Below are 12,184 nucleotides of genomic sequence, written 5' to 3'. Positions count from 1 at the left end.
CGGGAGGTCCCATGGAAGCGCAGGACAGGCTGGACCTGTACCGCACGATGGTCCTGATCCGCACCTACGAGGAGGCCATCCTCCGCGAGTACCACGCCGACAAGAAACCCGTCTTCGACATCGGCGCCGGGCTCGTCCCCGGCGAGATGCACCTGTCCGCGGGGCAGGAACCGGTGGCGGCGGGCGTCTGCGCGCATCTCACCGGCGACGACGCGGTCACCGCGACGCACCGGCCGCACCACTTCGCCATCGCGCACGGCGTCGACCTGAACCGGATGACCGCTGAGATCTTTGGCCGGACGACTGGACTGGGCAGAGGGCGCGGCGGGCATATGCATCTGTTCGACCCCGCCGTGCACTTCTCCTGCTCCGGCATCATCGCCGAGGGCTACCCTCCCGCGCTCGGGCAGGCGCTCGCGTTCCAGCGCCGCGGGACGGACCGGGTCGCTGTCGCGGTCACCGGCGAGGGCGCGGCGAACCAGGGGGCGTTCCACGAATCGCTCAACCTCGCGGCGTTGTGGCAGTTGCCGGTGATCTTCCTGGTGGAGGACAACGACTGGGGCATCTCGGTGCCGCGCAGCGCGTCCACGTGCGTCACGTCGAACGCGGACCGCGCCGCCGGATACGGGATTCCCGGCGTGCGCGTCGAGGACAACTCGGTCGAGGCGGTCCACGAAGCGGCGGGCCAGGCGGTCGCGCGGGCTCGTGCCGGGGAAGGACCGAGCCTGATCGAGGTGCACACGTTGCGGCTGTGGGGGCATTTCGAGGGCGACGCACAAGGTTACCGGTCCGATTTGGACGGTGTGCCGGGCCGGGATCCGTTGCCTGCCTATGAGACCCAGCTGCGCGCTGATGGCGATCTCGACGACGCGAAAGTCGCGGAATACAAAACAGCGGCCAGCGAACGAGTCGAAGCGGCGATCGCGTTCGCCAAAGAAAGCCCCGAGCCGGATCCCGACACAGCGCTGGATTTCGTGTTCGCGCGAGCCTGACGACACAGCGAGGAGAAGCAGCAATGACGCTCACCGAACCCTCCGCGCCCGCCGGGCGGAAACTCAGCACCGCGAAGGCCATGGTCGAGGCCATCGCCCAGGAAATGGACCGCGACGAACGGGTGTTCGTGCTCGGCGAGGACGTCGGGTCCTACGGCGGGATCTTCAGCTCCACCACGGGTTTGCTCGACCGCTTCGGCCCGCGCCGGGTGCTGGACACGCCGATCTCCGAGACCGCCTTCATCGGCACCGCGATCGGCGCGGCGGTCGAGGGGCTGCGGCCGGTGGTCGAGCTGATGTTCGTCGACTTCTTCGGCGTCTGCATGGACCAGATCTACAACCACATGGCGAAAATCCACTACGAATCCGGCGGCAATGTGTCCGTGCCGATGGTGCTGACCGCCGCGGTCGGCGGCGGATATTCGGACGGCGCGCAGCATTCCCAGTGCCTGTGGGGAACGTTCGCGCATCTGCCCGGGATGAAGGTCGTCGTGCCGAGCAATCCCGCCGACGCCAAAGGATTGATGACCTCCGCGATCCGCGACGACAACCCGGTGGTGTACCTGTTCCACAAGGGAGTCATGGGTTTGCCGTGGATGGCGAAGAACCGCCGGTCGATCGGCCCGGTGCCGGAAGGCGACCACGAGGTCCCGATCGGCAAGGCGAACGTCGTGCGCCCGGGCAGCGACGTCACCATCGTGACGCTGTCGCTTTCAGTGCACCACGCCCTCGATGTCGCCGACGAGCTCGCCGGGCAGGGCATCGACTGCGAGGTCGTGGACCTGCGCAGCCTCGTGCCGCTGGACACTGACACGATCCTCGACTCAGTCGGCAAGACCGGCCGGATACTCGTGGTCGACGAGGACTACCTGTCGTTCGGCCTGTCCGGCGAGGTGATCGCGCGCATAGCGGAACGGGACCCGAGCCTGCTGCGTGCCCCAGCCGCGCGCGTAGCGGTGCCGGACGTGCCGATTCCGTACGCGCGCCCGCTGGAGTACGCGGTGCTGCCGACGCCGGCGCGGATCCGGCAGGCCGTCCTCGATCTGGTGGGCGCATGACCGACGTCTTGTTCCCCGTCCTGTCCGAGAACGACCCGGACGGCGAGGGGGTCCTGGCCACCTGGTTCGCGACGGACGGCGCGACCGTCCGCGAGGGCGAGCTGATCGCGGAGGTCGCGGTGGACAAGGTCGACGCGGAAGTACCGGCTCCGGCTTCCGGCGTGGTGCGGTTTCTGGCGGGGGAGGGCGACGTGGTGAAACAGGGCGCGCCGATCGCCCGCATCGAGTAAGCGCACGGGTCGCCCCGTGCTGGCAACGGGTCGCCGCCGGGTCCCACCGTTGCCCGGCGGCGGCCCGTGTTCGCCTCAGCTGACGTTCGCGAACTGGCCCGGCTGGTACATCCCGGCGGGCGTGCGCACGATGACGTTCATCCGGTTGGCCGCGTTGATCAGGCCGATCAGCATGACCAGCGCGGCGAGCTGGTCGTCGTCGTAGTGCTCGCGCGCCTGCGCCCACGTCGCGTCGGAAACGTCGCCGGCGTCCGCGATCCGGGTGCCCTCCTCGGTCAGCGCGAGCGCGGCCCGCTCGGCGGGGGTGAAGACGGTCGCCTCGCGCCAGACGGCCACCAGGTGGAGCCGTTCCGCGGTCTCGCCCGCCGCGGTGGCGTCCTTGGTGTGCATGTCGGTGCAGAAGCCGCAGCCGTTGATCTGGCTGGCCCGCAGCGAAACCAGCTCCTGCGTGGATGTCGGCAGCGACGAGTTGCGCAGCAGCATGCTCAGCCCGGCGAACCGCTTGCCGAGCGACTTGCCGAGGTCGTTGTTCATCATGTCGAAGCGTGCGTTCATCAGATCCTCCAGTGTGGTGAAGCGGATGCCCATGAGATGCCGGCCGCCCGCAGGATGTGACAACCCCGGATGTGACCCGCGTCGCACCCGGCCCGCTACGCGATCTCACGGACTTTCCGCGCACCAGTACGCGGCGGCTGCCGAAAACGGGTCGCTCGCGCATGAGGCCGGGACGCAGAATGCGGATATGGCCGACCGGGGCGGTACCGCGCGGGCGACCGGGCTGAGCCTGGTCTCCTGGACGCTGTTCGCGAGCTCCGGTCCGCTCGCCAAGGCGGTGCTGGACGCGGGCTGGAGCCCGGCCGCGGTCACCGCAGTGCGGATCGGCCTCGCCGCGGTTCTGCTGACGCCCGGCGTCGCACTGCTGCGGCCGCGGGCGTTGCGGTTCCGGCGCGCTGAACTGTGGCTGCCGCTCGGCTACGGACTGCTCGGCGTCGCGGGCGTGCAACTGTTCTTTTTCGTTGCGGTGTCCCGGATTCCGGTCGCGGTGGCGATGGTGCTGGTGAACCTGTCGCCGGTGCTGGTCGCGCTGTGGGTGCGCGTGGTCCGTCGGACGCGGCTGCCGATGGCGGTATGGCTGGGAATCGCGCTGGCGATCGCCGGGCTGGTGCTGATCGCCGGTCTCGGGCCTGGGGCGAAGCTGGATTTCCTCGGCGTCGCGGCCGGATTGGCGTCGGCGGTCTGTTCCGCCGGGTACTTCCTGCTCGGCGAACGCGGTGCGAGGCGGCACGATCCGCTCGGGATGACTGCTGCGGGCCTGGCGATCGGGGCGGCGGCGACCATCGCGATTAGTCTATTGTGGACTATGAGAATCGCGTCGAGCCCGGTGTCGCTGGGCCACGCGACGATCCCGGTATGGCTCGCCCTGCCGATTCTGGCCGTCTTCGGCACCGTGCTGCCGTACCTGGCGGGGCTGCACGCGCTCGGCGGGTTGCCGGTGACGCTGGCTGGATTGCTGGCGCTGGCGGAGCCGTTGGTCGCGGCCGTGCTCGCGTGGGCGCTGCTGGGGCAGGAGCTGGGGCTGGCGCAATTGCTGGGGGCGGTGCTGCTGCTCGCCGGCGGGGCGGGCACGGCGCGGGGCGTTGTGAGTGTTTATGCCGGTTCTAACCGGCATAAACACTCACAACCCCTTACATCTTCGCCGCCCCCGCCTTAATCGCCTCGCGGATCCGGGAGTACGTCCCGCAGCGGCAGACGTTGCGGATCTCGTCCAGGTCGGCGTCGTTGATCTCGCGGCCCTTCGCCTTGGCCTCCTTGACCTTCGCGACCGCCGCCATGATCTGGCCGGGCTGGCAGTAGCCGCATTGCGCGACGTCGTTCTCCAGCCAGGCTTCCTGCATCGGGTGCAGGTCGGCCTTCACGGTGTCCGGCAGGCCCTCGATCGTGGTGATCTCGTCGGTGGCCTTGATGTCGGCCACCCGCACCGAACACGGGTTGAACGCCTTGCCGTTGAAGTGCGACGTGCAGGCCTTGCACACGTTGATGCCGCAGCCGTACTTCGGGCCGCGGACGCCGAGCACGTCGCGCAGGACCCACAGCAGCCGCACATTGTCGTCGACGTCGACGGACACCGGCTTCCCGTTGAGGATGAAGGTGTGCTTGCTCATCGTGCTCCTCAGTAGGTGTGGCTCAGGCCGTCGGTCGGCGATTCGGGAACGGGCGGGACGAACGACTTGACCTCGAAACCGATCGGGTCGTCGTGGTTGATCGGGAACCGCTTCGGCACCTTCCCGGTCGCCCGGGCGTACGCGCACGCGACTGCGGCGACGGAACAGGCCACGCCCGCTTCGCCCGCGCCGCCCGGCTGCTCCCCGTTGGACGGCATCGCGATCGCGGTGAAGTCCTGCGGGATGTTCCACTGCCGGGTGTAGAAGTAGTTGTCCCAGCTGGCTTCCAGGAAATGTCCGTCCTTCAGGTGGACACTGCTGGTCAGCGCGAGCGCCAAGCCGTCGGCGAAACCGCCCATGATCTGCGCCTCGAGGCCGCGCGGGTTGATCACGAGTCCGGCGTCGAGCGCGATGACCGCCTTCGTCACGCGCGGCCCGGTGACGCCGTCGCGCACCTTGCGGTTCACCGTCTCCGGGCGGCAGTCGATTTCCACGAGGCAGGCGCTGGCGCCCTTGTATTCCTTGTGGATCGCGATGCCCTGCGCGGTGCCCGGGGCCATTTTCTTGCCCCAGCCGCCGACCTCGGCGACCTTGCGCAGGACGCCCTTCACCTTGTCGTTCTTGAGGAATTCCATCCGGAAGTCGTACGGGTCCTTGCCCATCGCCTTCGCGAGCATGTCGACGACCAGTTCGTTGGCGCAGCCGACGTCGGGCGAGTAGACGTTGCGCATCGACCCGGTGTTGAACCGCTGGTCGGTTTCGGTGAGCGTCTGGTCGACGACGCCGAAGTTGTACGGCATTTCCTGGCTCAGCACGAAAACCGCCTCGGCGACGCCGAGGTTGCCCAGTCCGGTCGGCAGTTTCGTGGCGACCGAGGTGAGCATTTCGCCGAGCCCGTGCCGGAACGACGTCTCGACCGAGGTGTGCCGCTGCTCGAAGGTGAGCACGTTCCCGGCGAGCACGGTGGCCCGGATCCGCGACGTCGCCATCGGGTGCAGCCGGCCCTGGCGCGGCTCGTCAGCGCGGTGCCACATCAGCCGCACCGGCTTGCCGAACGCCTTCGACGCCTGCGCCGCTTCGATTGCGTGGTTGCCGAACAGCTTGTGCCCGAAGGAACCGCCGCCGGTGACGACGTGGCATTTCACCTTGCCCTGCGGCAGTCCGACCGCCTGCGCGACCTCGCCCTGGGTGACGATCGGCGACTTCAGCCCGGCCCAGATCTCGGCGCTGCCGTCGCGGACGTCGGCGACCGCGCAGTACGGCTCCAGCGCAGCGCTCGAGCGGAACATGAACTCGAAGTCCGCCTCGACTGTCTTCGCCAGCACCGGAACCTTCGGCACGGCGAGCGGGAGCTCGGCGCGGCGCAGATTGGCGAGCACGGATTCGTCGTTTTCGCCCTCGACGCTGCCGGGGCCCCAGTCGACCTGCAGCGCGCGCACGCCGTCAATGCACTGACCGAACGTCTCCGCGCGGACCGCGACCCCGGTCGGGATGATCGCGACGTCGGTGACACCGGGCAGCTTCAGCACGTCGGCCTTGTTGCGGACGGCCTTCGGCGTGCCGTTGAGCGTCGGCGGACGGCAGATCATCGTCGGCAGCGCGCCGGGGACGTCCAGGTCCATCGCGAACTGCTTCTTGCCGGTCACGATGTCGAGCGCGTCGAGCCGGGTCTGCGGCTTGCCGAGCACCTTGAACTCGTTGGAGCCCTTGAGCTTGCTCGGGTCCAGCTGCACCTGCTTGGTGGTGCTGGACGCGGCCTTCGTCGCCAGTTCGCCGTACGTCGCGGTCTTGCCGTTCGGCGCGGTGACGACGCCGCCCTTGACGATGAACCGCTCCGCGGTCCCGCCGAGCAGGATGGCCGCCGCTTCGAGCAGTTGCTGCTTGGCGATCGCGGCGGCCACGCGGATCGGCGTGTAGGTCGAGACCGTGGTGTTCGATCCGCCGGTGAGCTGGTTGAACAGCAGTTCCGGACGCGCCGGGGCGAGCGTGACGTGCACCTTCTCGACCGGAAGGTCCAGTTCCTCGGCGATGATCATCGCGGTCGAGGTGGTGATGCCCTGGCCGACCTCGGCGCGCGGGATCTCGAACGAGGCGCTGCCGTCCTTGTTGATGGTGACGGTGATGAGCTGCGACGTCGGAAGGCCGGCGTCGGTGAGCGCGTCGTTGAGGTCGTACAGCTCGGGCGGCTGCGGAGCCGACGGCACGGCGGCGGACGCGGAGCTCGCGAGCCCGACGTCCGCGGCCACGACGAGGGTCCCGGCCGCGACGACGTACCCGAGGAACCCGCGCCGGGAAACGCCGGCGCGCTCCTTCCCGGTGTCCGGCTCGGAGTGACTGAGAGTCACGCTGATTCCCCTTTCGAGGTAAGGACCGCGTGCCGGATGGCAACACGTGCACGCGGGTGGTGGTGATGGACCACCTTGCCGGGTGAATCCGGGCTTGAGTGTTCAAGTTCTGTACAGCGGCAGCGGAGAGCGATGGTTATCCTGCTGCGCGTCACCAACGAAGGTGGAGATCGCGTGAGCTCGATGACGTCCTCGCGCAGCGTGGTGCTGCGGGAACCGATCGCCCAGTCCTGGCGGCGTGCCTCGCTCGCCGGGGTTCGTCCCGAAACCGCGCTGCTCGGCATGCGGTTCGAGGAGGTCGACCCGGCCAGCAAGCTGCTCGCGGCGGCCGCGCCGGTGCTGGCGGACCTCGACGAGCGGCTCGCCGGAACCGCGATGTCCACTGTGCTCGTCGACCACGACGGCAAGCTCGTCCACCGGTGGAGCGCGGACCGCGCCGCCGAGAACTGCTTCGAGCAGCTGGGCATCGGGGTCGGCGCCTGCCTGCTGGAGGACGAGGTCGGGACCACCGGACCGGGCACCGCGCTGGAAACCCGGTCGAGCATCGTGGTGCACGGGGAAGAGCACTACGCCGAGGCGCTGCGCGGGTTCAGCTGTTACGGGCATCCGATTTTCCATCCGGTCACCCGCAGGCTGGAAGGCGCGCTCGACATCACGCTCCTGGCCGCCGAGGCGAATCCGCTGCTCGCGCCGCTGGTCGCGAAGGCTGTCGAGGAGATCGAACGGCAGTTGCTGGAAGGCAGCCGGGTGTCCGAACGGTCGCTGCTCGCCGCGTTCCAGTCGACGTCCCGCCCGACCCGGCCGGTGGTCGCGATCGGCCCGGATCTGTTGCTGTGCAACCAAGCCGCCGCGGACCTGCTGGAAGGAGCGGATGTCGCGCTGCTGTGGAACCTGGCGGGCGAGGCCGTCGGACCGTCCGAAATGGAGACCGAACTGCGCTCCGGCCAGCGCGCCCGGGTCCGGGCCGAACCAGTGCCCGGCGCCAGGGGCGGGGTGCTGGTCGAAATCCGCCCGCTGGCCGCGACCGAGGTCCGGCGGACGCGGCGGCTCGTTCCTGCCGCGCCCGGTCCGGTGGCCGGGCACGTGCACATCTCCGGCCCGCCCGGGACCGGCCGCACCACCGAGGCCCGGCTGCGGGTGCCCGAGGAACCGTGCACCACGTTGACCGGCTCGGAAGCCGTGCTCGGCGGGTCGGCGGCCTGGGCCGCGAGGTTCACCGCCGCCGTCGAGACCGCGTCCGGCAGCATTTGCGTCGACGGCGCGGACCTGCTGCCCGCCGAACTGGTCGACCTGGTCGCCACCCACGCCGCCCGCGGCGTCCGCCCGCACCTCGTGCTGACCACCGGCCCGCGCGAGGGACTGACCGGACCGGAGCGGGCGCTGATCGCGTCGTGCGGGGAGAACGCCGAACTGCTGCCGTTGGCGCACCGACCGGACTTTCCCGAGGTCGCGGCCCGGATGCTGGCCGAACTCGGTGCCGCGCGGACGCACAACATCACGCCCGGCGCGCTGCGGATCCTCGGCTCGTACGACTGGCCGGGAAACCTGCCCGAACTGCGCGGCGTGCTGAGCCAGGCGATCCGCAAACGCTCGGCGGGCGCGATCGGCCCGGGAGATCTGCCGCCCGCGCTGGTGGCTGACGCTTCGGGACACGAGCTGGCACCGATCGAACGGGCGGAACGAAACGCGATCGTCGCGGCCTTGCGGTCGGCCGGCGGGAACAAGGTCCGGGCGGCTAGCACGCTGGGCATTTCGCGGACGACGTTGTACGCGCGGATGCGGGCGTTGAAGGTGCTGGGTTAATCAGCGGTAATGGCCGGGTGATTGCCCGGTCCACCGGCGGAATGCTCGTCGGAATGCGCTGGCTTCGGAGAAACCTAGGCGGCGGGCCAGCTCTTCGATGGATTCGTCGCCGCGGCGGAGGCTCGCGATCGCGGCGCCGCGGCGGACTGCGTCTCGGATTTCGCCGATCGGCGTCTTCTCCGCGCGCAACAACCGGCGCAGGTGCTGGGCGCTGATCCCGAGCCGTCCGGCGCGGTGGTGCCTTGTTCGACGATGGCGCGGACCTGGTCCGCGTGGGTGGAGCCGTAGTCGCGGGTGGCGAGCCAGGCGTCCGGCTGGTCGTCCAGGAATTCGGCCAGTTCGGCTTCGCTGCGGATCACCGGGGCGGGCAGGAGTCCGCGGTCGAAGGCGAGGATCAGCGAGTCCGCGTCGAATTGCGGGTGGCGGCCGAAGATCGCCTCGTAGTGCGGCGCGTGGTCTGGTTTCGGCCACGGCAGCAGCAGTTCGCGCAGGGCGATGCGTTGTCCGGCGAGCCAGCTCAGCAACCGGTGGACGACGATGGCGACCAGCTCCGCCGCGACGTGGTCCGGGTCGTCGAGCTGACGGACGTCGATCTCCACCTCGACCAGCGGATCTGTCGTGCGAACGGCCACGGCGGGCATCCCGGGCAAGACCTCGGCGGCTTCTTCCAAGCGATGCAGCGCGGTCCGCAGGTCGGGCGAGGGGGCGACCGACCGGACTACCACCCGGAACAGTCCGCGCGGGGCTCGCGGGCCGAGGGCGAAGAGTCCGTCGTCGGTCCGCAGCCACAGTTCGCGGGTCAGTTCCGAGACCTGCCGGCGGGTGACGCCGGTCCGGTCGGGCCGGATCCCGAGGCGGTGCAACAGCGCGGGGACGTCGAGGTTCCGGCGTTCGCCGATCCGCGCCAGCCGCTGGGCCAAGGCGTCCAGAACCGCCGGGTCGTCCACGGTTCAAGGCTAGCTGGCGGTTAACCGGCGGTTTCCACCCGATCGGGTGACGGGATCCGCGCGCCGAGCAGCCGCTCGGTCTCCGCCCAGAGCCACGCGCCCAGCTCCGGATCCCGGCTGGTCGGCACCGGCTCCTTGCGGCGTCCCCGAGCGCGGCAACCGCCCGGTGTTTCAGGCGTTCGCCAGGCGCAGACGTTCCGGTGCCTGCTCCCGAAGCGCGGCACCGCAGATCGGCGGGTCGTCGTGCAGCGCCTCCCATCGAGCGTTGTGCGCGGCTGGCCACAAGCTCGCCGCCCACGCGACTTCCTGTTCGGCCGGCGAGAACCGGCGGCCGCGGAAGTCCTGATAGGACTCCAGGAACATCGCGGAACTCTCGACGGGTGCCAGCGTCGGCGGGTTCGTGCTCGCGAACATTCCGCTCGCTGCGCCCGCCAGGGCTGCTTCCGGTTGCCATGCCAGGCTGTCCCAGTCGTGTACGGTCCAGCCGTCGTTGACATCCCAGCGGAGGTTCTGTGCTTCGAAATCTCCGTGGCCGAGGACGTTCGGGAGCTCGGCGGCGAGCAGACGGCGTCGGGCGCGGTCGGCGGTTTCGGTTACCTCCTCGGGGACAAGACGCTGGTCTCGTTCGTCCAGGAAGTCGATTGCCGGCCATAGCCCGGGGTCACGGTGATCCCAACGCAGCCAGCGGGGGTTCGGCAGCGGCGGAGTGACGGAGATCCCGCCGAGTGCGGTCAGCAGCAGGGCGAAGACCTCGGCATAACGGGTAGCTGCCTCCGGCGAGCCGCCCTGGATTACTTCGCCGCCGGGGCGGTATTCCTCGGCATGCACGGCCAGGGACCCTACGGAGATGACCGGCGTCAGCGGGCGTGCGCAAGGGAAGTCCAGCGCAGACAGCTGAGCTTGCGCCGCGACGCACGAGTCGGCGCGACCGTCGTCCGGGCGGGCTTTGAGCACGATCTTCCGGCCGTCGGCGAGTCGGAGACCGTGCACTGTCGAGACTTGCCGTGCCTCGAACAGCACGCCGACTGGTGCGGTGCCGAGGTGAGTCAGGCACCAATCAGACAGCCATTGCTCCAACTATCCGACCCCCGGTGCGGTAGTGCGTCGTTCAGTGGACCGGCGTTCGATGGCTTCCGCGACCCCGTCGATCGCCTGTCGGATCATCGCACCGTATCCGTCATCGGCCAGCGCGTCCTGGCGTTCTCGCGCGGCCGCGATCTGTTCCGCTGCGGCGGAGAACGAGCCGAGGCGGCGGAAGTTGTCGGCCAGGTTCAGGTGCAGTGACGGGTAGAAGCCCGCGATCCCGAGCCCGGCGGAGTGGGCTTGGACGTCCTCGTCGGTGACCGTCGCGGCGGCGTCCAGCGCTCTGATATCCCAGACCAGTGCCTCTGCCGGGTCAGCGAACAGATCTGCTTGGTAGTGCGCAAGAACGCAGCGATAGAACGGATCGCCGCCCGGGCCGAGTTCGTCCCACAGTTCCTGCAGCCGCGCCCGCGCGGCGTCCGTCGCGCCTGATCGGCCTTGCGTAACCGCGGCGGTGATCTCGGCCATCGTGTCCGTCATATGGCAGCTCCTTTCACTGGCATGGCAAGGGTGGTCAGATCGCCGTCGTCGGCGGAGCGCACGACGACTGGCAGGTGCGGGCCCGCGACGTCCAGCATCACGTCCGGGCCGACGGCGGTGCTGATCGCCGGGTGCAGCGTGCTTACGGCGAAGGAGAGCGAGATCGGCGGGCCGGTGACGTCGGCGGGGATTGCTTCGGTGCCGACTGTGACTGCGGCGGCGGAGAGGTCCAGTCGGATCTGCGGGGTGTATTGGCGCTCCAGGCATGCCACGAGCGCGTTGCGAGATATCACGGCCCGCGTAAGGACTTCTGGCAGGGACGCGAGCATCAGGCGGTAGTCGGGGAAGTCGTCGGCCAGCGTGCGGCAGGTTCGTACCCCGTCGCCCTGGAAGGAGATCTCGTCGGCGCGGAGGCTCAGGTGCAGTTCGTGTTGACGGCGGGTCCACGGCATTGCGAGCCGCAGGTCGTCGGCGTCGGCGGTCGCGGTCCAGGTGGACGCGCTCGGCTCGGCTGGGACCAGCGTGCGGGTCGAGAGGCGGTACCGGTCGGTGGCGGTGAGCACGATCGCCTCGGGGGAGACTTCCAGGTGCACGCCGTTCAGCACGGGGAGGTCTTGCGTTGTCGCGGTCAGCACCTGCTCGATGGCGGCGGTGAAGACCGGGCCGGTGAGCCGGACCGGCGGTGCCGGCGGTGGGGAGCCCAGCGTGGCCTTGACCGCCGCGGCGGTTTCCCGGGCTTGCTGCACCTGAGATGCCAGCCCGGCGACGTGGTCGTCGATGATCCGCGAAGCTTCGGCGGGGTCGGCGGCGAGGACCGCGCCGACCCGTTCCAGCGGCAGGCCGATCTCCCGCAACCGCCGGACGAGCAGTGCGGCCGAGACCTGGCCGGGGGAGTAGTAGCGGTAGCCGGATTCCTCGTCGACCCGGATCGGTCGTACGAGGCCGGAATCGGCGTAGAAGCGCAGCGCGCTGGCGGTGAGGCCGCAGCGGCGGGCGAACGCTCCGATGGTCAGCAGGTCGGGCACCCGCCCATCATCAGGCTTCAAGCAGCTTGAAGGTCAACCCGCGGCGCTGTGATCACGAG

General features: G+C 69.7%; 12 protein-coding genes and 1 pseudogene. 5 read left to right on the top strand and 8 right to left on the bottom strand.

All coding sequences use genetic code 11. From position 1 onward, the window contains the following. Positions 1 to 11 precede the first annotated feature (11 nt). The 3 genes from L3Q65_RS25680 to L3Q65_RS25670 are packed head-to-tail and all read left to right on the top strand — an operon-like array spanning position 12 to position 2,280. Positions 12 to 992: a thiamine pyrophosphate-dependent dehydrogenase E1 component subunit alpha gene (locus L3Q65_RS25680; RefSeq protein ID WP_182891352.1), complete on the top strand. Its 981-nt coding sequence runs from the start codon at positions 12 to 14 to the stop codon at positions 990 to 992. Positions 993 to 1,015: 23 nt separating this feature from the next. Continuing rightward, entirely contained in the window at positions 1,016 to 2,050 is a 1,035-nt protein-coding gene (locus L3Q65_RS25675; protein WP_182891353.1) for an alpha-ketoacid dehydrogenase subunit beta, read from the top strand. Continuing rightward, complete coding sequence (locus L3Q65_RS25670; protein WP_182891354.1) at positions 2,047 to 2,280, top strand: biotin/lipoyl-containing protein; 234 nt, start codon at positions 2,047 to 2,049, stop codon at positions 2,278 to 2,280. Before L3Q65_RS25675 ends, L3Q65_RS25670 begins: the two co-directional genes overlap by 4 nt. A 75-nt stretch (positions 2,281 to 2,355) precedes the next feature. Here the strand turns inward: L3Q65_RS25670 and L3Q65_RS25665 are convergent, their stop codons facing one another. Continuing rightward, positions 2,356 to 2,835 carry a carboxymuconolactone decarboxylase family protein gene (locus L3Q65_RS25665; protein WP_182891355.1) on the bottom strand — a complete coding sequence of 160 codons (480 nt, stop codon included), beginning with the start codon at positions 2,833 to 2,835 and terminating at the stop codon, positions 2,356 to 2,358. A 187-nt stretch (positions 2,836 to 3,022) separates the two neighbouring features. Between L3Q65_RS25665 and L3Q65_RS25660 the strand changes: the two genes are divergently transcribed. Beyond that, entirely contained in the window at positions 3,023 to 3,991 is a 969-nt protein-coding gene (locus L3Q65_RS25660) for a DMT family transporter (RefSeq protein WP_182891356.1), read from the top strand. Here the strand turns inward: L3Q65_RS25660 and L3Q65_RS25655 are convergent. Both L3Q65_RS25655 and L3Q65_RS25650 read right to left on the bottom strand, forming a co-directional pair. Continuing rightward, positions 3,966 to 4,442, bottom strand: a complete 477-nt coding sequence (locus L3Q65_RS25655) for a (2Fe-2S)-binding protein (protein ID WP_037817840.1) — start codon at positions 4,440 to 4,442, stop codon at positions 3,966 to 3,968. The genes L3Q65_RS25660 and L3Q65_RS25655 overlap by 26 nt on opposite strands. An 8-nt stretch (positions 4,443 to 4,450) precedes the next feature. Continuing rightward, entirely contained in the window at positions 4,451 to 6,787 is a 2,337-nt protein-coding gene (locus L3Q65_RS25650) for a molybdopterin cofactor-binding domain-containing protein (RefSeq protein WP_182891357.1), read from the bottom strand. Positions 6,788 to 6,970: 183 nt separating this feature from the next. Here L3Q65_RS25650 and L3Q65_RS25645 point away from each other — a divergent pair, with 183 nt between their 5' ends. Further along, positions 6,971 to 8,590, top strand: coding sequence for a sigma-54-dependent Fis family transcriptional regulator (locus L3Q65_RS25645; RefSeq protein WP_237600939.1), 1,620 nt, complete (start codon positions 6,971 to 6,973; stop codon positions 8,588 to 8,590). Here L3Q65_RS25645 and L3Q65_RS47665 read toward each other — a convergent pair whose 3' ends face one another. The 5 genes and pseudogenes from L3Q65_RS47665 to L3Q65_RS25625 all read right to left on the bottom strand — a co-directional run bounded on the left by L3Q65_RS47665 (position 8,591) and on the right by L3Q65_RS25625 (position 12,125). Continuing rightward, entirely contained in the window at positions 8,591 to 9,061 is a 471-nt protein-coding gene (locus L3Q65_RS47665) for a helix-turn-helix transcriptional regulator (protein ID WP_370648224.1), read from the bottom strand. Then, positions 9,010 to 9,537: pseudogene (locus L3Q65_RS47660) on the bottom strand (AraC family transcriptional regulator ligand-binding domain-containing protein); the annotation flags it as partial. The pseudogene L3Q65_RS47660 and the gene L3Q65_RS47665, both read right to left, overlap by 52 nt. Before the next feature lie 171 nt (positions 9,538 to 9,708). Beyond that, positions 9,709 to 10,614 (bottom strand): phosphotransferase, encoded by a 906-nt coding sequence (locus tag L3Q65_RS25635; protein WP_237596864.1) that lies wholly within the window; start codon positions 10,612 to 10,614, stop codon positions 9,709 to 9,711. Next, complete coding sequence (locus tag L3Q65_RS25630; protein ID WP_182891361.1) at positions 10,615 to 11,100, bottom strand: hypothetical protein; 486 nt, start codon at positions 11,098 to 11,100, stop codon at positions 10,615 to 10,617. Continuing rightward, positions 11,097 to 12,125 carry a MerR family transcriptional regulator gene (locus L3Q65_RS25625; protein WP_237596863.1) on the bottom strand — a complete coding sequence of 343 codons (1,029 nt, stop codon included), beginning with the start codon at positions 12,123 to 12,125 and terminating at the stop codon, positions 11,097 to 11,099. Before L3Q65_RS25625 ends, L3Q65_RS25630 begins: the two co-directional genes overlap by 4 nt. Between the last annotated feature and the right edge of the window lie 59 nt (positions 12,126 to 12,184).

The sequence above is a fragment of the Amycolatopsis sp. FU40 genome (genome assembly GCF_021903635.1).
GTDB classification, from domain to species: domain Bacteria; phylum Actinomycetota; class Actinomycetes; order Mycobacteriales; family Pseudonocardiaceae; genus Amycolatopsis; species Amycolatopsis dendrobii.
This window is presented reverse-complemented; position numbering and strand designations above follow the sequence as displayed.

Coding starts and splice junctions, on each gene's coding strand:
- L3Q65_RS25680 (WP_182891352.1), top strand. CDS start 12: ATGGAAGCGCAGGACAGGCTGGACCTGTACCGCACGATGGTCCTGATC.
- L3Q65_RS25675 (WP_182891353.1), top strand. CDS start 1,016: ATGACGCTCACCGAACCCTCCGCGCCCGCCGGGCGGAAACTCAGCACC.
- L3Q65_RS25670 (WP_182891354.1), top strand. CDS start 2,047: ATGACCGACGTCTTGTTCCCCGTCCTGTCCGAGAACGACCCGGACGGC.
- L3Q65_RS25665 (WP_182891355.1), bottom strand. CDS start 2,835: ATGAACGCACGCTTCGACATGATGAACAACGACCTCGGCAAGTCGCTC.
- L3Q65_RS25660 (WP_182891356.1), top strand. CDS start 3,023: ATGGCCGACCGGGGCGGTACCGCGCGGGCGACCGGGCTGAGCCTGGTC.
- L3Q65_RS25655 (WP_037817840.1), bottom strand. CDS start 4,442: ATGAGCAAGCACACCTTCATCCTCAACGGGAAGCCGGTGTCCGTCGAC.
- L3Q65_RS25645 (WP_237600939.1), top strand. CDS start 6,971: ATGACGTCCTCGCGCAGCGTGGTGCTGCGGGAACCGATCGCCCAGTCC.
- L3Q65_RS25630 (WP_182891361.1), bottom strand. CDS start 11,100: ATGACGGACACGATGGCCGAGATCACCGCCGCGGTTACGCAAGGCCGA.